Source organism: Paenibacillus solani (assembly GCF_050475945.1).
Taxonomy (GTDB): Bacteria; Bacillota; Bacilli; order Paenibacillales; family Paenibacillaceae; genus Paenibacillus_AQ; species Paenibacillus_AQ solani_A.
In genome coordinates this window covers 534049-554187 of record NZ_JBCMXJ010000016.1, presented here as the reverse complement: position 1 = coordinate 554187, position 20139 = coordinate 534049, and the positions used below count along the sequence as shown (strand labels likewise).

21 protein-coding genes are annotated in these 20139 nt (G+C 47.7%); all 21 read left to right on the top strand.

Features of this window, described 5'->3' with window-relative positions; genetic code table 11:
• Nucleotides 1-216: 216 nt before the first annotated feature.
• The 21 genes from ABEQ74_RS21275 (at nt 217) to rpoD (ending at nt 20059) form a co-directional block, all read left to right on the top strand.
• Nucleotides 217-576 (top strand): histidine triad nucleotide-binding protein, encoded by a 360-nt coding sequence (locus tag ABEQ74_RS21275; protein WP_430124121.1) that lies wholly within the window; start codon nt 217-219, stop codon nt 574-576.
• A 185-nt stretch (nt 577-761) separates the two neighbouring features.
• On the top strand, nt 762-935 hold the full coding sequence (gene rpsU, locus ABEQ74_RS21270; protein WP_005547957.1) for a 30S ribosomal protein S21: 174 nt from the start codon (nt 762-764) through the stop codon (nt 933-935).
• Nucleotides 936-951: 16 nt separating this feature from the next.
• On the top strand, nt 952-1392 hold the full coding sequence (locus ABEQ74_RS21265) for a GatB/YqeY domain-containing protein (RefSeq protein WP_053489149.1): 441 nt from the start codon (nt 952-954) through the stop codon (nt 1390-1392).
• Between the two features lie 224 nt (nt 1393-1616).
• Nucleotides 1617-2978 carry an NfeD family protein gene (locus ABEQ74_RS21260; RefSeq protein WP_430124120.1) on the top strand — a complete coding sequence of 454 codons (1362 nt, stop codon included), beginning with the start codon at nt 1617-1619 and terminating at the stop codon, nt 2976-2978.
• A 93-nt stretch (nt 2979-3071) separates the two neighbouring features.
• Nucleotides 3072-4076 carry a flotillin-like protein FloA gene (gene floA, locus ABEQ74_RS21255; RefSeq protein WP_430124119.1) on the top strand — a complete coding sequence of 335 codons (1005 nt, stop codon included), beginning with the start codon at nt 3072-3074 and terminating at the stop codon, nt 4074-4076.
• Between the two features lie 23 nt (nt 4077-4099).
• Complete coding sequence (locus ABEQ74_RS21250) at nt 4100-4687, top strand: hypothetical protein (protein ID WP_430124118.1); 588 nt, start codon at nt 4100-4102, stop codon at nt 4685-4687.
• Between the two features lie 193 nt (nt 4688-4880).
• Entirely contained in the window at nt 4881-5174 is a 294-nt protein-coding gene (yqfC, locus tag ABEQ74_RS21245; RefSeq protein ID WP_053489145.1) for a sporulation protein YqfC, read from the top strand.
• Nucleotides 5171-6364, top strand: a complete 1194-nt coding sequence (gene yqfD, locus ABEQ74_RS21240; protein ID WP_430124117.1) for a sporulation protein YqfD — start codon at nt 5171-5173, stop codon at nt 6362-6364. The genes yqfC and yqfD overlap by 4 nt, the downstream gene beginning before the upstream one ends.
• Before the next feature lie 6 nt (nt 6365-6370).
• Nucleotides 6371-7342, top strand: coding sequence for a PhoH family protein (locus ABEQ74_RS21235; protein WP_430124116.1), 972 nt, complete (start codon nt 6371-6373; stop codon nt 7340-7342).
• A gap of 14 nt (nt 7343-7356) precedes the next feature.
• Nucleotides 7357-9660, top strand: a complete 2304-nt coding sequence (locus ABEQ74_RS21230) for an HD family phosphohydrolase (protein WP_430124115.1) — start codon at nt 7357-7359, stop codon at nt 9658-9660.
• Between the two features lie 2 nt (nt 9661-9662).
• Nucleotides 9663-10160: an rRNA maturation RNase YbeY gene (ybeY, locus tag ABEQ74_RS21225; RefSeq protein WP_053489141.1), complete on the top strand. Its 498-nt coding sequence runs from the start codon at nt 9663-9665 to the stop codon at nt 10158-10160.
• On the top strand, nt 10160-10546 hold the full coding sequence (locus ABEQ74_RS21220) for a diacylglycerol kinase family protein (RefSeq protein WP_430124114.1): 387 nt from the start codon (nt 10160-10162) through the stop codon (nt 10544-10546). Before ybeY ends, ABEQ74_RS21220 begins: the two co-directional genes overlap by 1 nt.
• Nucleotides 10547-10564: 18 nt before the next feature.
• Nucleotides 10565-10972: a cytidine deaminase gene (cdd, locus tag ABEQ74_RS21215; RefSeq protein WP_430124113.1), complete on the top strand. Its 408-nt coding sequence runs from the start codon at nt 10565-10567 to the stop codon at nt 10970-10972.
• 68 nt (nt 10973-11040) lie between these two features.
• Nucleotides 11041-11943: a GTPase Era gene (gene era, locus ABEQ74_RS21210; protein ID WP_430124112.1), complete on the top strand. Its 903-nt coding sequence runs from the start codon at nt 11041-11043 to the stop codon at nt 11941-11943.
• 134 nt (nt 11944-12077) lie between these two features.
• Complete coding sequence (locus ABEQ74_RS21205) at nt 12078-12218, top strand: YqzL family protein (protein ID WP_082341536.1); 141 nt, start codon at nt 12078-12080, stop codon at nt 12216-12218.
• Nucleotides 12219-12254: 36 nt separating this feature from the next.
• Nucleotides 12255-13010: a DNA repair protein RecO gene (gene recO, locus ABEQ74_RS21200; RefSeq protein WP_430124111.1), complete on the top strand. Its 756-nt coding sequence runs from the start codon at nt 12255-12257 to the stop codon at nt 13008-13010.
• Between the two features lie 352 nt (nt 13011-13362).
• Nucleotides 13363-14250: a glycine--tRNA ligase subunit alpha gene (glyQ, locus tag ABEQ74_RS21195; protein ID WP_053489137.1), complete on the top strand. Its 888-nt coding sequence runs from the start codon at nt 13363-13365 to the stop codon at nt 14248-14250.
• Nucleotides 14243-16318, top strand: coding sequence for a glycine--tRNA ligase subunit beta (gene glyS / locus ABEQ74_RS21190; RefSeq protein ID WP_430124110.1), 2076 nt, complete (start codon nt 14243-14245; stop codon nt 16316-16318). Before glyQ ends, glyS begins: the two co-directional genes overlap by 8 nt.
• A gap of 232 nt (nt 16319-16550) precedes the next feature.
• Nucleotides 16551-17024 (top strand): YaiI/YqxD family protein, encoded by a 474-nt coding sequence (locus ABEQ74_RS21185; protein WP_430124109.1) that lies wholly within the window; start codon nt 16551-16553, stop codon nt 17022-17024.
• A 41-nt stretch (nt 17025-17065) separates the two neighbouring features.
• Nucleotides 17066-18886, top strand: coding sequence for a DNA primase (gene dnaG, locus ABEQ74_RS21180; RefSeq protein WP_430124108.1), 1821 nt, complete (start codon nt 17066-17068; stop codon nt 18884-18886).
• A 42-nt stretch (nt 18887-18928) separates the two neighbouring features.
• The gene (gene rpoD / locus ABEQ74_RS21175; protein WP_430124107.1) at nt 18929-20059 is read left to right on the top strand and encodes an RNA polymerase sigma factor RpoD; all 1131 of its coding nucleotides are present in this window, start codon (nt 18929-18931) and stop codon (nt 20057-20059) included.
• Nucleotides 20060-20139 lie beyond the last annotated feature (80 nt).

Genomic DNA, 20139 nt, shown 5'->3' with positions numbered 1-20139 from the left:
CCGACATTTGAAAGAAGCACCGGGCAGACGCTTGATCATGAGGGATTCCCATCTTTTCCCTTGTCCTCATGATAAAGCGCCTCCTTACTGGACAACTGCGTTCCAGGGGTGCTTCTCTTTTTTTGTCCATAAGGAGCCAAGGATCATCCATTGGACGCCCTGTTTATTTTCTTATATGATAAAGACAATCTCAACCAATGAAAGGGGGAACCGGGAATGGATTGTATTTTTTGTAAAATTGTAAAGGGTGAGCTTCCTTCAACGAAGATCCTGGAGAACGATAAGGTGCTTGTATTTCAAAACATTAATCCTGAAGCACCCGTTCATATTTTGATTATTCCTAAGAAGCATATCGCATCCATGAATGATGTTCAGGATGAAGATTTGCTATTGATTGGCGAGATGCACAAGGCGGCTAAAGAAGCTGCAGCGAAGCTGGGCATCGCGGATAGCGGTTACCGATTAATTAACAATTGCGGACCCGATGGGGAACAAACGGTATTCCATCTGCACTATCATCTGATGGGCGGTCGCCGTCTAGGCGCATTAACCGGCATTTCGCCAGCTCATACATAAACTTTTGCCGTAAAAAGAACGATAACAACCCCGCAGCATATGAGCGCTTCGGGGTAGTTCCAATTATTGAGACTATCGTAAAATAGCGCGCCCAAGGTTGACACGATATTTCTGTTTGCCCTATAATGAAGTTTGATGAACCGTGTTATGCTCTTGGACGGTCTGGTCGGAGGGAGGGAAAACTGGTGTCTGAAACTAAAGTTCGCAAAAACGAGACAATTGATGCTGCACTTCGTCGCTTCAAGCGTTCCATTGCTAAAGATGGCGTATTGGCTGAAGTGAAGAAACGCAAGCATTATGAAAAGCCAAGCGTAAAGCGCAAGAAAAAGTCCGAGGCTGCTCGTAAGAGAAAGTTTTAGGAGGAACTGAACTAGCATGAATCTTAGCGAACGATTGAACGAAGATATGAAGCAAGCGATGAGGAGTAAGGACAAGTTCAAACTCTCAACGATTCGAATGGTTCGTTCGACGATTAAAAATCTTGAAATAGATTTGAAACGAAGTTTGGATGACAACGAAGTGCTTGATATTTTTAGTCGTGAAATCAAACAGCGCAAAGATGCCCTCCAAGAATTTGAAAAAGCGGGACGCGACGATCTTGCCGCCGATGCAAAAGCAGAAATTGAGCTCCTTAGCGCCTACCTCCCGGAACAGCTTACTGAAGAAGAAATTAAAGTCATTGTACAGCAGACCATCCAGGAAACCGGTGCTTCTTCAAAAGCCGAGATGGGTAAAGTTATGAGCGCTCTCATGCCGAAAGTTAAAGGGCGTGCAGACGGAAAGCTTGTTAATCAAGTTGTTCAACAATTTCTGTAACAACATAAGTGAAACATCCCTTGTATTCAAGGGATGTTTTTTCTTTATGTGCAGTTGGTATTAAAATCCAGCATACTTTTTGAAACGAAATGGTTTCTGATTCGTAATAACTACCATATGAGGCCAAGTATATACATATGCTAGGGGTATAGGCAGGTCAATGAACCTAGTTTGTCGAAGTATAGGATACCATTGACTATTTTACTCGAAAAGGAGGGGGAAAAATGACGAAACAGATGGGGATACGCAAATTACTGACCTGTGCAGCGGCCTTGGTCATGTTGTTCATATCGCTTGGGCTGTATGTGTTTCCCATGAACTCGGCAGCGGCGGCCAACAACGGGGCTGTATATGTGATTCCGGTCAAGCAGCCGATCGAACGCGGATTAGCCAGCTTTATGGAACGCGGATTCAAGGAAGCGGAGAAGATGTCGGCCGGTCTTATTGTGCTTGAGATTGACACACCTGGCGGTCTTGTCGACCAGGCTGATAAAATTGCCACCATGATGAGAGACAGCAAGATTCCGATCGTAGCATACATCACGGGCAATGCAGCATCTGCAGGCAGTTATATCGCGCTTAATGCCGACAAGATTGCCATGGCAGAAGGCAGTATGATTGGCGCTGCCTATATGGTGGACGCGAGTGGCAATCCTGTTGAGGATGCCAAGCTGGTCTCCTGGTGGAAAACGAGTATGGCCAGCGCGGCTCAAGCTTCAGGACGCAATCCCGAGATTGCCAAAGGCATGGCTGATCTTAATCTAAAGGTCGAGGTGCCGGAAATCGGATTGACGAAGCAAGCGGGTGATATCATATCTTTAACGAATGATGAAGCCCTTAAGACTGGTTATGCAGATACCATTGCCAACAGTACCGAAGAGGTCATCGCCTGGATGGACTATTCCACGCAGGATGTATTTCGGATGGAACCAACGTTTTCGGAAAAGCTGGCTACCTTTTTAACGAATCGTAGTGTTATGACTATTCTGCTGTTCATTGGTATTGCAGGTGTTATTATCGAGTTGATTGTGCCTGGGTTTGGAGTGCCTGGAATCCTAGGGGTAACTGCATTTGTACTGTATTTCTTCGGTAATCAGGTGGCTGGATTTGCCGGTTGGGAGACTTGGCTGCTGTTTGTGATCGGCATTGTGATGCTGGCCATGGAGCTATTTGTGCCAAGCTTTGGTATCTTGGGTATTATCGGTTCTGTCAGTTTGATTGCAGGTGTTGTCATGGCCGCATACAGTACGTCTCATGTTGCTCTATCCCTTGGTATAGCAGTGGCCTGTGCTCTCGTGGCGGTTATCGTGGTTGCTCTTATATTCAAAGAGCGAGGGGTATGGCGCAAATTTATACTTAGCGACAGCCTGTCGAAGGAGCAGGGATATATTCCGAATGAGGATCGCGATGTGTTAATCGGCTTAATCGGAACTTCCCTTACAGCGCTCCGGCCAGCTGGAACGATGGAAGTTGAGGGACGACGGTTTGATGTCGTTACGCTTGGAGGGTTCATTGAAGCCGGTCGTCAAGTTCGCATTATTAAGACAGATGGAACGAGAATTGTAGTAGAGGAAGAAAAAGGGTGAACATCCCCACGGAATTGTGTAGTATGGATAGGACTGGTATCTCTGTATTTCTAGATATGCAAGTAAATAACGAACATGGAGGGTGAAGTGTAAATGTTGGATGGTTCATTGGTACCGATACTTCTGATCGGGGTTGTCGCGATCATCGTGCTTAGTGTGTTTTTCAGTTTCTTCCCGTTAATGCTCTGGATTTCGGCGCTCGCTTCCGGCGTGCGCATTGGAATCATTACGCTTGTAGCTATGCGCCTGCGGCGCGTAACACCAAGCCGGATCGTAAATCCGCTCATCAAGGCGACAAAAGCAGGACTCGGCTTAAACATTAACCAATTGGAGAGTCACTATCTCGCAGGAGGTAACGTAGACCGGGTGGTTAACGCCTTGATTGCAGCTCAACGTGCGAATATTCCGCTTGAATTTGAGCGTGCTGCCGCGATTGACCTTGCGGGACGCGATGTGCTGCAGGCTGTTCAGATGAGTGTTAACCCGCGTGTCATTGAGACACCGACTGTTGCCGCCGTTGCTAAAGACGGTATTGAAGTAAAAGTTAAAGCTCGTGTTACTGTACGTGCCAACATCGACCGCTTGGTCGGGGGTGCCGGAGAAGAAACGATCATTGCCCGTGTTGGTGAAGGTATTGTAACAACGGTCGGTTCGAGTAATTCTCATAAAGATGTATTGGAGAACCCGGATTCGATTTCCAGAACGGTATTGTCCAAAGGACTGGATGCCGGTACTGCATTCGAGATTCTGTCCATTGATATCGCGGATGTGGATGTAGGCAAGAATATTGGTGCATACCTGCAGACTGAACAGGCGGAAGCCGACAAGCGGATCGCCCAAGCGAAGGCGGAAGAACGCCGCGCGATGGCGGTAGCCCAAGAGCAAGAGATGAAGGCTCGCGTTGTCGAGATGAGAGCGCGCGTGGTGGAATCCGAATCCCAAGTTCCGCTTGCTATGGCTGAAGCGCTGCGCAGTGGCCAGCTCGGCGTGATGGATTATATGAACCTGAAGAACATTGAAGCCGACACGCAGATGAGAGGCTCCTTCGGTAAAATGGGTGATAATAATGATGGCTCTGGAGATAACAAAACCAAGTAACCATGAAGTGAGGTGAGCCTATAGTGAGCTGGATATTGGATAATATATACATTATAGCTGTTATAGGCTTCTTCATCATCTCCGCCCTTGGAAAGCGCGGCAAAAACCCTAATGATAAGAACACGCGGATGCCATCCTTCGGTGGCGAAGGAGAGCGTCCTGCAAGACCTGATCAAGGACATCAGGGGCAGCGCGGGTCGCAAAGACCTGAAGCAAGACGGGTACAATCCCCACGAGTATCTCGTCCTGCGCCTGTTCAGGAAAGTACACGGGTGGACAGGATGAATGAAGAAGAGGCTGAGAGCGGGAACGGATACTCTCTAGAGCATCAAGAGATAGATCGTATGAGGCGTGAACAAGATATGAAGCATCAGCCTGACGGCATGGATCATAGAGTGCGGATGATGGAGTCCGATCTGGACAGAATCCATTCAGAGCTGGACAGAATGACTGTTGCGTTACCGGAAACCGTTGTTGAAATCCATGAGGAAGAGCGTGAGCAGCGGAATAATGATCGGTCGCTTTTTGCTGAACAAGCTCGAAATGGAATTGTATGGGCTGAAATCCTGGGGCCTCCGCGAGCGAAGCGCCCCATGAATCACCGTCGATAAATTGCGGGAGTCTTAACGACCCCAAACAAGTAGCCTTTTGTTCTTGTAAAGGATACATGGAGAATTTCATAGAGTTACAAGAGCGGGAGACCGCCTCGTCAGATTTTGACGGGGCGGTCTTTTTACTTTTGATTTCATAAAAATGCTTTCTGGGGCATAAGGTGTACAGTACAGGAAGGGGGAACGTCTTCATATGTCCCGCATCAGCCGCAAGCTGCAGAAATGGACTCAAGAAGTGCTTGATTTGCCACAGGACCTGTTATTTGATCTACCGCGGTTGACCCTGGTTGGCAATAAAGAGCTGCATATCGAAAATCATCGCGGAGTACGGCATTTTTCCGGGGAACGTCTCGTGTTGTCTTTAAGCGAGGGCTCTTTGGAGATTTCAGGGACCGGACTCGCGATTCAAGCTATTCAAAGTCATGAAGTGACCATCATTGGCACCATTCATCATATCCAATACATAGGAATGGGGGAGAAACCGTGAAGATTCCGACGATGATTCACCTTCGGGGATATTTAACGCTTACTGTTCGCGGTGAGCATGTAGAAGCATTCATCAATTCGTTGGCGAAGGCGGGCATTCCGGTTTGGGACGTAACACCGACAGGGGCGGAATCAGCAGAGCTCAAGCTGCTGTTGAAGGATTTCAGAAGGCTTCGCCCTCTGTTAAAGCGGACAGGCTGCCGAACACGCATCAAGGAACGGAACGGTTATCCCTTTAAGGCTCGCAGGCTATTGAAGCGCAAAGCGTTTTTGATCGGCGTAGTAATGTTTTTTGCCATATTGCTGGCTCTCTCCTCCATGGTATGGAATGTAGAAGTCGAAGGAAATGAAAGCATAGCTTCGGAAGATGTGCTAGATGCAGCTAAACTGGAGGGGATCTATCCATTCCAATGGATATTCAGGCTGCAACCGATGGACAAGCTGTCGGGTAATATAACCGCACGTCTTCCGGGTGCTTCCTGGGTAGGAGTGGAACGCAATGGGACACGTATACGTATACAGATTGTGGAGGCTTCCATGCCGAAGAAACCGCCGCTGCAGAATCCAAGGCATCTGATCAGCACACGGGACGCAGTCATCACCTATATATATGCGGAGAAGGGCGTTCCCAAAGTTGCTATCAACAGCCGGGTGAAGAAAGGCGAGATACTGATCTCCGGCGTCCTTGGGGATGAGGAAAACTCAGAGCGCGTTGTAGCCAAAGGTGAAGTGAAAGGCTTGGTGTGGCATGAATACGATATCGAGATTCCCTTAGTCACAACGCATAAGGTTTATACAGGGGAAGGAAAGCAGCGTTCGTACGTTGTATTTGGCGATCGGGCCGTTCAGTTATGGGGCTATGGAAAGATACCCTTCTCGGAGCAGGAGACTTTGACCTTTTATGATCCCCTTACCTGGAGGTCTCGCGTCCTGCCTCTTGGCTGGATGACTGAAAAAATAATGGAGGTCACCGAAGTACAGCGAACGATTACGGAGGATGAAGCCAGAAAGGAAGGAATTGAGGGGGCACGCCGTGATATTTTGGCGAAATATGGAGCGAATTCTAAATTCATAAGCCAAAAAATTTTGCATGATAAGAGAGAGAATGGTAAAGTTTATATGAAAGTGCTTTTCGAGGTGGAAGAGACCATCGCGAAAGAACTTCCCATAGTATATGATCAAGGAGAATGAGGCTATTTGTCACAGCAAACGACCAGCATTCAAATTTTACTTCAAAGCGCATCAGAAGGTCTGTCCTTATTCGGACCACAAGATACATTCCTTAAATTAATCGAAAAAGAAATTCCTGCTACGATTGTTTCACGGGAAGCGGTTATCACGATTCGGGGACAGCATCAGAATGTGGAGAGTCTCGGGCAGCTGTTTGAAGTTCTGCTCCAGCTTGTACGTAACGGCTACATTTTGACCGAGCGTGATATTCTTTATGCTGTGGAACTCGCCAAGGACCTGAGAGCCGACCAGCTGCTGGATCTATACAAAGGCGAAATTACGACTACCTTCAAAGGTAAGCCTATTCGTGTAAAAACCATCGGTCAAAAGCACTACGTGACCACGATCAAGAAACGGGACATCGTCTTCGGCATCGGTCCTGCCGGAACAGGAAAGACCTATTTGGCCGTCGTCCTGGCTGTTGCTGCTCTCAAGGAAGGGGCTGTCAAACGGATTATTCTGACAAGGCCTGCAGTTGAGGCAGGAGAGAGTCTGGGCTTTCTGCCTGGAGATCTGCAAGAGAAGGTTGATCCTTATCTAAGACCGCTCTACGATGCGTTATATGATGTTATGGGCCCGGATCAGACCGCTAAAGCGCTTGAGCGTGGGTTAATCGAAATAGCGCCTCTTGCATACATGCGTGGACGTACACTGGATGATTCATTCATTATTCTGGATGAAGCACAGAATACTACACCTGAACAGATGAAGATGTTCTTGACCCGGCTTGGCTTCGGTTCGAAGATGGTCATTACCGGGGACGTAACCCAGATTGACCTGCCGCGAGGCAAGAAATCAGGACTTATTGAAGCTAAAAAGATACTAAGCGAGATTGAAGAAGTGGGATTCGTCTATTTTGCGGAACAGGATGTTGTACGGCACTCTTTAGTACAAAAAATCATCGTCGCATATGATAAAGCAGCAGAAAACCAAGATTAAAGGGGATTGTCGCAATGGCCTCCAAAGAACCATCGACGGACAAGTCCATATGGGGTAAAAACAGCGGATGGAAGTATAGCGTGGCAACACGCTATATTCTGTTTTTGCTGCTAGCTTTGCTCTTTTATATCAGTCTAGCATCCAAGTTGTTACCGGAGCGCTACGACATACAAGTGAATACCAAAAGTGAAAAGAATATCGTCGCGCCTGTGCAGATTGAGGACAGCAAGGCAACGCTGCAGGCGCAGGAGCAAAAGGCGGAAGCAGTTCAACCCGTTTACTCCTATATCCCTCTTCGGAGTGATGTTCTGGTTTCCCAGATTCTGGACAGAATTGAACAACTCAATCAGGATGCGGATGTATCTACTCAGGAAAAAATCGGTATTTACCGAGTTGAAATTCCCCAAAGAGCAGAGCGATTTGTACGAAATTACCTGTCTGCAAACAGTACAAACGAAGCATATTCCCCGGAACTGCTGGAAGAAATGCGTCAAGCCATTGAGGAACAAACCTATCAGATTCCAGAGGAAACCTTTATTAAGATACCGCGATTGAATTTGGAGGATATTCCTCAAATGAAATCAACCGCTCGAGATATCGTTTCCAGGCTGATCTTGAATGAAATGGTAGATGCGCAAACGGGTAGAGCACGGGTTCCAGAGATGGTAAGTACAAGCAACCTGGATGATCGTACAGCTAGGGAAGTCGTTCAAGAATTGGCTCGTTTAGCTATTACGCCTAACAAGTTTTTGGATGAGGTGGCGACGAAGGAAGCCAAGGTTGCAGCCCGTGAAGAAGCTGACCCTGTCTATATCAAACAAGGGGATATCCTCGTGGCGAAGGGTCAGCTTATCACACCGGAGCTGTACGAGCTGCTTGGCAAAAATGGTCTGCTGAAGGACGACATTAATTACTGGCCGGAGCTGGGGGTACTGCTTCTGTCCATCTTACTGTCTCTGGGCATACTCACCTTCATTCGGCAATCTGAACCCGGCAAATTTAAATATAACAACGCACAGCTGTTAATGCTTGTTCTGGTATATTTTATTACACTGGTGACTATGCATTTGACTGCGTTCCTGCAGAGTGATTCCCAAATCTACGTAGGTTATCTTGCACCTGTGGCGATTGGAGCGATACTGGTCACCCTGCTGCTGGAAACCTCGCTGGCCTATTTCAGCGTCATTATTTTCAGCATTCTGGCGAGTGTGATATTGAATGTGCAAGGGGAAGTGTTTGATTTTCATTTCGGGTTATATGCAGCTGTAACTTCATGTGTGGCGATCTTCTCAATCCACCGTGCAAGCCAGCGGTCTACCATGCTGAAGGGGGGCATTATGTCCTCACTCTTCGGTGCGTTGATTGTATTCATCATGCTGCTGATCAACAACGATACATGGACGACTTCAGAAACCTTGTATTCAATCGGCTTTGCCATCGCAGGCGGTCTATTGACGGCGATACTGGTTATCGGCTTAATGCCTTTCTTTGAAGTGACTTTCGGTATCCTCTCAGCACTAAAGCTTGTAGAATTGTCAAATCCGAACCATCCATTGCTGCGCAAGCTGCTTACGGAAACGCCAGGCACTTACCATCACAGTGTAATGGTTGGAAACTTGTCAGAAGCTGCAGCTGAAGCAATAGGTGCTAATGGTTTGCTGTGCCGTGTTGGTTCTTATTATCATGATATCGGGAAAACCAAACGGCCCATCTATTTCATTGAGAACCAGAACAATATGGAAAATCCTCATGATTCTATAGAACCAAAACTGAGCAAATCCATCATCGTTGCTCATGCAAGAGATGGCGTAGAAATGCTTAAGGAGTACAAACTGCCGAAACCGATTCGGGATATTGCGGAGCAGCATCATGGTACAACATTTTTACATTATTTTTATCATAAAGCGATGCGGCAAGCGGAAGAGCAAGGGGTTGAACCGGATTTTACAGAAGATGATTTCCGGTATCCGGGACCGAAGGCTCAGTCCAAAGAATCTGCGATTGTCGGCATAGCCGATAGCGTGGAGGCTGCAGTCCGATCGTTGCGCAAACCGACGGTAGAACAGGTGGAATCGATGATCGAGAAGATCATCAAAGGACGCTTGGACGATCACCAGTTTAACGATTGCGATTTAACGATGAAGGAATTGGATATTATCGCCAAGACTTTAAAGGAAACGGTAATGGGGATTTTCCACTCCCGGATTGAGTATCCGGAAGATGTGAAACGGCCCAAGCCGCCCGTTCCATCCGAGGGTGAAGCTCCGGCAACGTCTGGGACACCCGCAACAAGTGATGAACAGAGAAGGAGCGTTTAAGAATGAGCCTGCAGCTGGCATGGAATAATGAACAAGAGAATTTTCAGATTAGCGATGAGTTGATCGCTCTGCTCGAAGCGATACTTCAGAAGGCCGGAGAGGCCGAAGGGGTAAGTGATGGAGAAGTCGATCTAACCTTTGTCGATGATGAACAGATCCATCAGTTGAACCGGGAGTATCGGGGGATCGATCGTCCAACGGATGTGTTATCCTTTGCCATGAATGAGATCACAAATGATGAACTCGAGATTATTTATGAGCTTGAAGAGGACGATGCTTCGGGTGGTATACCGAATGTTCTAGGGGATATCATTATTTCTGTCCCTCGTGCAAAGCTGCAAAGTGAGGAGTACGGACATTCATTGGAACGGGAGTTAGGTTTTCTCTTTGTCCACGGATTTCTGCATTTGCTTGGATACGATCATCAGGATGAGGCAAGCGAAGCAGAAATGATGGGCAAACAGGAGGCTGTACTTGCAGAAGTAGGATTGACAAGATAGTGAAGCCGCATAGATACTCGTTATACAGAGCCTTTGGGTGCGCCATGCGCGGCATAACGACCGCCGTTAAAACCGAACGCAATATGAAAATTCACATTGCTGCTGCCTTGATTGTATTCATTGCAGCAGCATTGCTGCAATTGGATCGAGTACGCTGGTTATTCCTGTTGGTGGCGGTTGCTATGGTATTCGTGGCGGAGCTGATGAATACCGCTGTGGAAGCGGTGGTTGATTTGATTTCTCCTGAAGAGCATGTATTAGCCCGGGTGGCTAAGGATACTGCAGCCGGTGCAGCATTAGTTGCAGCGGTTTTTGCCGTCATAATCGGGATTATCGTCTTCTATGAACCAGTATGGGATTGGCTGCAGCATTGGTTGAACACTTAACATTAGGAGGTATGACACATGGAAGCAGGATTGTTAATGCAGGAAGCAATTAAAGCGCGCACACGTGCTTATATCCCTTATTCCAAATTTGGTGTTGGGGCTGCACTGCTGGATGCGCGGGGCGATGTGCATCTAGGCTGTAATGTGGAAAATGCGGCTTACGGTCCAACGAATTGCGCAGAGCGAACAGCATTGTTTCGGGCTATTGCGGATGGTCATGAAGCGGGAAGCTTCCAGGCTATTGCCATTGTTGCTGATACAGATGGGCCGTGTACGCCATGCGGAATATGCCGCCAGGTGCTGGTCGAGTTGTGCAAACCGGATATGAAAGTATTCATGGGGAATATGAAGGGTGACTTCAAGGAAATGACCGTCAGCGAATTGCTGCCGGGTGCCTTCGGACCTTGGGATTTGAATAAGGAATAAGAAATCAAGATTACGGAGTATATAGAATTAAACAACATGTGCTTTAGGAACAGTAGCGGAGGAATGGTATGCAGAAAAAACAGTTTAAATCCGGCTTTGTGGCTATAATTGGAAGGCCGAATGTAGGTAAATCAACGCTCATGAATCAAGTCATCGGTCAAAAGATTGCGATTATGTCGGATAAGCCACAAACGACTCGAAACAAAATTCATGGTGTATATACGACCAATGAATCCCAAGTGGTCTTTTTGGATACTCCGGGAATTCACAAGCGTCAATCCAAGCTCGGGGATTATATGAACCAGACTGCACTCGGCACGCTGGGTGAGGTTGAAGCCGCATTGTTTCTGGTTGACGCCTCCGAGGGAATTGGTGGAGGAGACCGCTATATCGCAGAGCAGCTGAAGAAAATCAAGACGCCGATTATCTTGGTGTTGAATAAAATTGACAAGATAGATCCGCCTGCGTTGCTTCCTCTGATTGAACAATATCGGAAGCTCCATGACTTTGCGGAAATTGTGCCGATATCAGCAAAACTCGGCAGTAATGTGAATACGTTGCTGGATCAGATTCAGCGTTACTTGCCGCCGGGTCCGCAATATTATCCGGAGGACCAGGTTACGGATCATCCCGAGCAGTTTGTGTGCGCTGAGTTGATTCGTGAGAAGATTTTACACATGACGAGAGAGGAAGTGCCTCACTCGATCGCGGTCACCATCGAAGATATGCGGGTAGAGGAGAACGGAACGGTATATATTTCAGCTGTCATATTTGTGGAACGTGATTCCCAAAAAGGCATCATCATCGGCAAACAGGGGGCATTGCTGAAAGAAGTAGGCAAACAAGCTCGTCAAGATATTCAAAGGCTTCTGGGATCCAAGATCTTCTTGGAACTCTGGGTCAAGGTAAAAAAAGATTGGCGCAATCAAGAACGCGTTCTTCGAGATCTCGGTTTTCACCGTGGAGAATAATACTCGGTTGAATTATACGTAGATTATGCACTGTGGCTGCCTGCCAACTATTGCAATTCATAAATCCGCCATGAACGTACATCCTAATTTTCGTAGATGCGATACGTCATTTCCGAGAGAGAGGATGAATACGAATGCGAGATTTTTCGTGGAAGTATTTTGCGATGACTGGAGATGTCGATGCGTATTTGCTGTATAAGGAAACCGAAGGCGAAACGGTCCTTACAGCTGCATCCGTTGAAGATGAGGCGGCCCCTTATGAAGAAGACGAATAATTATTGGTTGTTCCAGGAATGGTTGGGGGAAAGCGCATGCTATATCGGGCGGAAGGGATTGTCATCCGCAGCATGGACTACGGAGAAGGGAACAAAATCATTACACTTTGCACCAAGGAATCGGGCAAGGTAGGCGTGCTGGTCAGAGGAGCAAAAAAGGTGAAAAGCCGGCATGCTGCTCTGACCCAGCTGTTTACGTATGGCGAGTATGTGTTTTTTCGGAATGGCACCGGGCTAGGAACCTTGAACGCCGGGGAGATCATGGAGTCCCATCACGAGCTCCGGGAAGACTTAATCAAAGCGGCCTATGCTTCTTATGCTTGCGAGCTCTTGGATCGGGTGCTGCAGGATGAGGAGACGGGCGCTTTTTGGTTTCATCAGCTAAAAGCCTGTCTACAGGCGCTTCAAGAGGATAAGGCTCCTCAAATCATCATCAATTTGTACGAGATGAAAATTTTGCAGGCTGCGGGCTACGGGCCTGAGCTGGATGTTTGCATTTCGTGCAATCAACCCAGGGCTGATGAGGACATGCTGGTTAGTCCCCGCTTAGGCGGGGTACTGTGCCGTTACTGCAAACATCTGGATCCCCCGGCAATGGCGATCTCGCCCCGAACGTTGAAAGTGCTGCGCATGTTTGGCAAACTGGATTTAAGGCGGCTGGGCAATGTCGATGTGAAGGATGAGACGAAAGCCGAGCTCAAAAAAGTGATGAGAGCGCTCATGGATATGCAGCTGGGATTACGTCTGAAATCGCAAAATTTTCTCGATCAGATGGACAAGTACAATATTTGACGTAAGGTATAGAATAAGGTATTATATTTATCAGTTTATTAGTTTTTTGAATACTGACATGCATTGAACGGGAAAGTAGTGAGTAATTCATCCGTGATAGCGAGCCGGGGGCGGTGGAAGCCTGGCGGGAGATATTCATGAACAGGGCACCCGGGAGCATGGTGAAACGATAAAGTGGGTTTTGCTCTTCGCTAGAGATGTTGGCGACATTAGCAAGGCCAAGTAGGGTGGAACCGCGGGAAGCTACAGCTCTCGTCCCTATGTCTGTACAACAGGCGTAGGACGAGAGCTTTTTGTTGTACAGAGAACTTGCGATCAAGGAATTAATAAAGAAAGAAAAGGAGCAAAAATCATGAATTTTCAACAAATGATTTTGACGCTGCAGCAGTTTTGGGCCGAACAGAACTGTATCATCGTGCAGCCGTACGACACGGAAAAAGGTGCCGGTACGATGAACCCGATGACGTATTTGCGTTCAATCGGACCTGAGCCGTGGAATGTGGCATATGTGGAGCCATCCCGCCGCCCGGCTGACGGTCGTTATGGGGAGAACCCGAACCGTTTGTATCAGCATCACCAATTTCAGGTTATATTGAAACCTTCACCTGATAATATTCAAGAGTTGTATTTGGAGAGCTTGGAGCGTCTTGGTATCAATCCGCTTGATCATGACATCCGTTTTGTTGAGGATAACTGGGAAGCTCCGACACTCGGTGCATGGGGCCTGGGTTGGGAAGTATGGCTGGATGGGATGGAAATTACCCAATTTACCTACTTCCAACAGGTTGGCGGCATTGATGCCAATCCGGTCGCTGTAGAAATTACCTATGGGATGGAGCGTCTTGCATCCTACATTCAGGATAAAGAGAATGTCTTCGACTTGGAGTGGGTGGACGGCATCACATACGGGGATGTTTTCCATCAGCCGGAATATGAGCATTCGAAATACACATTTGAAGTATCGGATGTCAAAATGCTGTTTACGTTGTTTAACATGTACGAGGAAGAAGCTAACAAAGCGATGAACCAGCATCTTGTCTTCCCAGCTTATGATTATGTGCTGAAGTGCTCTCACACGTTTAACCTGCTGGATGCTCGAGGCGCAATCAGCGTTACGGAGAGAACGGGATACATTATGCGCGTGCGAAACCTGGCACGTCAGGTAGCGGCAACATATTTGGAGGAACGCGAGAAGCTGGGCTTCCCGCTGATTAAGAAAGGGGGCGCAGAACATGTCTAAAGATTTACTGTTCGAGATTGGTCTGGAAGAGGTTCCGGCAAGGTTTCTGCGCGCCGCAGTGGAGCAGCTACAGGACAAAGTGGTTAAATGGCTGGATGCTTCCAGAATCGGGCATGGAGAAGTTACGGCTTACGCTACGCCGCGCCGCTTAGCGGTATGGGTACAGGGCGTTGCCGATAAGCAGGAGGATATCAGCGAGGAAGTGAAAGGCCCTTCCCGCAAGATCGCTTTGGATGAGAGCGGCCAGTGGAGCAAAGCTGCGCTTGGTTTTGCCAAGAGCCAAGGCGTAGATCCGGAAAGCTTTACGTTTAAGGAACTCGGCGGGGTGGAGTACATCTACGTGACCAAGAATAGCGTCGGTGTAGAGACGAAGTCGATTCTTTCTGAAGGACTTCATGGTATCTTAACTTCGATGACGTTTCCGAAAAACATGCGCTGGGGAGCACATGAATTTAAATTTGTACGTCCGATAAAGTGGATGGTCGCTTTGCTGGGCAGTGATATCATCGATCTCGAAATTACGGGTGTAAAGGCAGGAAACGTAACACGTGGTCATCGATTCCTTGGTGGTGAAGCTGTTATTCCTGAGGCCTCGGCATATCGTGATGTTCTTCGTGAACAGCATGTTATCGTAGATATTAAGGAGCGCCAGGATATGATTGTGGCGCAGATCGAGAATTTGGCCCAGGAGAAAGGCTGGAATATCGCAATCAAGGATGACCTACTTGAAGAGGTCTTGTTCCTGGTTGAAACTCCAACCGTATTGTACGGAACATTCGACTCTTCGTTCCTTCATATCCCGCAGGAAGTACTGATTACTTCGATGCGCGAGCATCAGCGCTATTTCCCTGTACTCGATAACCAGGGACAGCTGCTTCCATTCTTCGTAACGGTTCGCAACGGAGACAGCCGTTCGCTGGACGTTATTGCAAGAGGTAACGAGAAGGTGCTTCGCGCCCGTTTGTCAGATGCGAAATTCTTCTACGAGGAAGATCAGAAGCTGCAGATCAAAGACGCGCTGTCGAAGCTGGAAAGCATTGTGTTCCATGAAGAACTCGGTACTATTGGCGATAAAGTCCGCAGAATCCGCCGGATTTCCGATCAGCTGTCAGCGAAGCTGAATATCTCGGCAGATGCGGCAGATTCTGTAAGCCGAGCTGCGGATATTTGCAAATTCGATTTAGTAACCCAGATGGTTTATGAGTTCCCTGAGCTGCAGGGCGTAATGGGCGAAGATTACGCAAGAAAAGCCGGTGAGAAGGAAGATGTGGCTAAAGCGGTGTTTGAGCATTACCAGCCTCGCTTTGCCGGAGATGCGGTCCCTTCCACACAAGTCGGATCCATCGTCAGTATTGCAGATAAAATCGACACCATTGTAGGCTGCTTCTCCATCGGCATTATTCCAACCGGTTCCCAGGATCCATATGCACTGCGTCGTCAGGCTGCAGGCATCGTACAGATTATACTGGAACATCAATTATCGGTAACGTTATCGGATGTGTTTGGCATAGCTCTGGAGGTTCATGAGAACATTCGGGCCTTGAAGCGATCCACTGATGAAATCCGTAAAGATCTTAAGGAGTTCTTCGGTCTGCGCGTGAAGAAGCTGCTGTCCGAAGATCAGCGTTATGACGTGGTGGATGCGGTCATTACAGCCGGATTTGACCATGTTGTGTCCGTTGTATCCCGCGGTCATGCTCTCATGCATGCTGTGGAGAATGTGGAGGATTTCAAAGCGGTCGTTGAGTCCTTCAATCGGGTGAGCAATTTGGCTGCCAAGGCAGGGAAGGCCGCTGTCAATTCCGAACTGTTCACAGAGTCTGAGGAGAGCGAGCTGTATGAAGCTTGGCAAGCAATCCGTAAGGATTACCAGGCTGCACTGGAGGCAGCGGATGGCGAACGCTCACTGTCCTTGCTCAGTGGACTGAAAGGACCGATCACGAAGTTTTTTGATTCCGTTATGGTTATGGCTGAAGATGAAGCAGTCCGTGCAAATCGTCTTGCCTTGCTCTCGGGAATCGACAGTGATTTAAAACGCTACGCCGATTTCACAAAATTGGTGTGGTAGATGGTGGCAGTATGAATAAGCAAATGTTATAATGCATTGTTCAGTGAAAGCGACAGCCTGCGCAAAAAGCGCCGGATGGCGCTTTCGCTATGCATAACAGGTATTGCTGAAGGGACAAGCAATAGCTGCCGCATTGTTTATTTGTGAAGCAGGATTTTATTCGGCCAAAGACGTATATAATAATATACAGTTATAAAGCTGATTCTAAGATTAGATAGAGCTGGTGACGCGAATGAACGATAACTGCTCCATTTCGATCGTGGTTGATGGGGATGCATGTCCAGTTAAGAAAGAAATTGCCGAGACGGCTCTTGCATTCCGTGTGCCGGTACTGCTTGTTTCTTCCTATGATCATCTGCAGCAACCGGAGACAGGAGTTACGACAATCCAAGTGGATCGAAGTGACCAAAGTGCGGATCTCTATATCGCCAACCATATTTCCAGAGGAGATATCGTAGTGACGCAGGATTATGGACTGGCTGCCCTTGCACTTGCCAAATCATGCCATGTTATATCCTTTCGGGGTCGAATATTCCATAATTCGGATATTGATTTTATGCTCGATTCCCGTCACCATCAAGCCAAAGCGAGGAAGCAAGGAAGGTACGGTAAAGGACCGAAAAAATTGGTTGACGAAGACCGGAGGTTTTTTCAACATAAACTGACAAAACTTTTGCATGAATTGCAGGAGAATGTCCACCCGTAGCGAATACTATTTACGTGCCAAAAGAGATGAAGGTGGTTTGGATGATTACCGGACAAGGCAATATTCCGGATGATGTCATTGAGGAAGTTCTGGCCAAGAGCGATATTGTCGATACGGTCAGCAAATACGTGCATCTTACCAAACAGGGGAAATACCTGAAGGGCTTGTGCCCGTTTCATTCAGAGAAGACTCCTTCCTTTACGGTTACACCGGAACGCCAAATCTTTTACTGCTATGGCTGCGGCAAGGGCGGAAATGCCATTAAGTTCAGAATGGAAATCGAAGGATTTTCTTTCCCCGAAGCTGTGAAGACCATGGCAGAAGAGAATGATATTTCGTTACCGGAAGGTCAAGGGGTTCCTGCAATTCCTCGTAATCCGGAGAAAGAACGATTGTTTGAAGCTAATGAGCTTAGTGCCAAGCTGTATCACTTCCTGCTGAAGAATACGGAGCACGGCACAGAGGCGATGAGGTATTTACGATCCCGCGGAATGAACGACAAAATAATTGATCAGTTTCAGATCGGTTATGCGCCAGATCGCTGGGATACGTTGGTTCAATTCTTGACAAAGCGATCCTTTGACTTGAAAGAAATGGAGAAGGGTGGCTTATTATCTGCAAGACACGAACAAGAAGGCTATCTTGACCGTTTTCGCGGACGCATCATGTTCCCGATCCATGACCGCAGCGGCAAAGTGATTGCTTTCGCAGGGAGAATACTGGGGGAAGGTCAACCGAAATATCTGAATTCCCCGGAAACAATTTTATTTAATAAAAGCCGCACATTGTATAACTTGCACCAGGCAAAAACATCCATACGCAAATTGCGTCAAATTCTGTTGTTTGAAGGTTATGGCGATGTGATTTCGTCATGGGAAGCAGGGCTTCATAATGGTGTGGCAACGATGGGAACCTCTCTAACGGAAAATCAAGTGGCCATAATGAAATCATTGGCTGAAGAAGTGGTTGTTGTCTATGACGGTGACAAAGCCGGAATGGCTGCCGCTCTTAAGGTCATTCCACTCCTTGAAGGCGTTGGCCTCAGAGTGAGAATCGCTTTAATGAACGAGGGAATGGATCCTGACGATTACATTCGAAAGTTCGGTGCAGAGCGTTTCAGGCATGTGGTAGAGAGTGCTGTTTCTACAACAAAATTTAAACTTATATATCTGAAGAAAAACCATATACTGCTAGAAGAAGATGGGAAAATCGCATACACCAAAGAGGCATTGCCGATTATCGCAGCACTGAATTCCTCAACTGAACGGGAAGTATACTTGAGGGAATTATCTTCTGAGCTCCATCTTTCCTACGAAAGCCTTAAACAGGATTGCAATCTGCTTCGGCAATCGATGATGCAAAAAAAGATGGATGAGGGGGATAATAAGGAAAATAGGTGGAATAATGGTAGGCATAAAAAAGGACGCGTGCCCGCCCCGACACTTCTGCCCGCTTACCATGCTGCTGAGCGGCGGCTGTTGTCGCTGATGCTGCAGGATGCGGAGGCTGCGCGATACGTAGGAGATCGCCTGGGAGAAGCGTTTAATATTGAAGATCATGCGGCGATCGCTGCTTATCTATATGCTTTTTACGCACAGGGCAAGTCTCCGGATATTAGCCGATTCATGTCATCACTCCATGACGACCGCTTAGAAATGACGGTCAGCTCCATCATGATGATGGAAGCACCAGCAGAGTGGAATGTACAAGTGCTCGATGATTGCATACGTGAGGTGCTGAAATTTCCGCAGCAGAGAGAGATCAACCAGAAAAAAGAAGAGATGATAAAAGCGGAACGCTCGGGTGATTTCTTGCGAGCCGCGCAAATTGCAAGTGAGATTATTGCCCTAGAGAGACAATGAAGACCCGCTCATTGTTGTATCTAGGGAGGAGGGAGTCGAAAGATGGCGAATGATCAGCATACTGAATTAGAAACGGAATTTACGCTGGATCAAGTCAAGGATCAGTTGATTGAACAGGGTAAAAAGAGATCCGTATTGAGCTATAAAGATATTATGGAGAAGTTATCGCCATTCGACCAGGACACGGAGCAGATGGAAGAGTTTTATGAGCAGCTTGCTGATCTTGGAATTGATGTCGTGAATGAGAATGACGAGGAGAGCCCTCATCGCCAGTCAGGAGATTCGGAAACGCACGAGAATGAGGAATTTGGATTTGATGATGACTTATCCTTGCCTCCCGGGATCAAGATTAATGACCCTGTACGTATGTATCTAAAGGAAATTGGCAGAGTCCCGCTGCTCTCCGCTGATGATGAGATTGAACTCGCGAATCGGATCGAACAAGGTGATGAGGAAGCCAAGCGACGTCTAGCCGAAGCGAACTTGCGACTGGTTGTCAGTATCGCTAAGCGTTACGTTGGACGCGGAATGCTGTTCCTGGACCTGATTCAGGAGGGCAACATGGGCTTGATCAAAGCCGTCGAGAAGTTCGATTATAAGAAAGGTTTTAAGTTTAGTACGTATGCGACCTGGTGGATTCGCCAAGCGATTACCCGTGCTATCGCTGACCAGGCACGTACGATCCGTATCCCGGTGCACATGGTGGAGACGATCAATAAACTGATACGTGTATCCAGACAGCTTCTGCAGGAGCTTGGACGAGAGCCATCGCCGGAGGAAATTGCTGCTGAAATGGAACTCAGCGTTGAGAAAGTCCGGGAGATTATGAAAATTGCCCAAGAACCGGTATCGCTTGAAACGCCAATCGGTGAAGAGGACGATTCTCATTTGGGGGATTTTATCGAGGATCAGGAAGCACTGGCTCCTGCCGACGCAGCTGCTTACGAGCTTCTGAAGGAACAGCTCGAAGATGTGCTTGATACGTTGACAGAGCGGGAGGAGAATGTACTGCGTCTTCGTTTCGGTCTTGATGACGGCCGTACAAGAACCTTGGAAGAGGTCGGCAAAGTGTTCGGCGTGACCCGTGAACGGATTCGCCAGATCGAAGCCAAAGCGCTTCGCAAGCTTCGCCATCCAAGCCGCAGCAAGCGACTAAAGGATTTTCTCGAATAGCTCCATCAACGGACCTTCTGCAGTTAACGGCAGCGGGTCCTTTTTTTTCGAGTTTGAAAGGGAAGAGAAGAACTCCTTGG

What these genes read in the sequence shown, in the direction of transcription:
- ABEQ74_RS21205 (WP_082341536.1), top strand. Translation starts at nt 12,078, where the DNA reads ATGCGAGATTTTTCGTGGAAGTATTTTGCGATGACTGGAGATGTCGAT.
- ABEQ74_RS21260 (WP_430124120.1), top strand. Translation starts at nt 1,617, where the DNA reads ATGACGAAACAGATGGGGATACGCAAATTACTGACCTGTGCAGCGGCC.
- ABEQ74_RS21185 (WP_430124109.1), top strand. Translation starts at nt 16,551, where the DNA reads ATGAACGATAACTGCTCCATTTCGATCGTGGTTGATGGGGATGCATGT.
- ABEQ74_RS21265 (WP_053489149.1), top strand. Translation starts at nt 952, where the DNA reads ATGAATCTTAGCGAACGATTGAACGAAGATATGAAGCAAGCGATGAGG.
- floA (WP_430124119.1), top strand. Translation starts at nt 3,072, where the DNA reads ATGTTGGATGGTTCATTGGTACCGATACTTCTGATCGGGGTTGTCGCG.
- yqfC (WP_053489145.1), top strand. Translation starts at nt 4,881, where the DNA reads ATGTCCCGCATCAGCCGCAAGCTGCAGAAATGGACTCAAGAAGTGCTT.
- cdd (WP_430124113.1), top strand. Translation starts at nt 10,565, where the DNA reads ATGGAAGCAGGATTGTTAATGCAGGAAGCAATTAAAGCGCGCACACGT.
- glyQ (WP_053489137.1), top strand. Translation starts at nt 13,363, where the DNA reads ATGAATTTTCAACAAATGATTTTGACGCTGCAGCAGTTTTGGGCCGAA.
- era (WP_430124112.1), top strand. Translation starts at nt 11,041, where the DNA reads ATGCAGAAAAAACAGTTTAAATCCGGCTTTGTGGCTATAATTGGAAGG.
- recO (WP_430124111.1), top strand. Translation starts at nt 12,255, where the DNA reads ATGCTATATCGGGCGGAAGGGATTGTCATCCGCAGCATGGACTACGGA.
- ybeY (WP_053489141.1), top strand. Translation starts at nt 9,663, where the DNA reads ATGAGCCTGCAGCTGGCATGGAATAATGAACAAGAGAATTTTCAGATT.
- ABEQ74_RS21230 (WP_430124115.1), top strand. Translation starts at nt 7,357, where the DNA reads ATGGCCTCCAAAGAACCATCGACGGACAAGTCCATATGGGGTAAAAAC.
- glyS (WP_430124110.1), top strand. Translation starts at nt 14,243, where the DNA reads ATGTCTAAAGATTTACTGTTCGAGATTGGTCTGGAAGAGGTTCCGGCA.
- dnaG (WP_430124108.1), top strand. Translation starts at nt 17,066, where the DNA reads ATGATTACCGGACAAGGCAATATTCCGGATGATGTCATTGAGGAAGTT.
- ABEQ74_RS21275 (WP_430124121.1), top strand. Translation starts at nt 217, where the DNA reads ATGGATTGTATTTTTTGTAAAATTGTAAAGGGTGAGCTTCCTTCAACG.
- rpoD (WP_430124107.1), top strand. Translation starts at nt 18,929, where the DNA reads ATGGCGAATGATCAGCATACTGAATTAGAAACGGAATTTACGCTGGAT.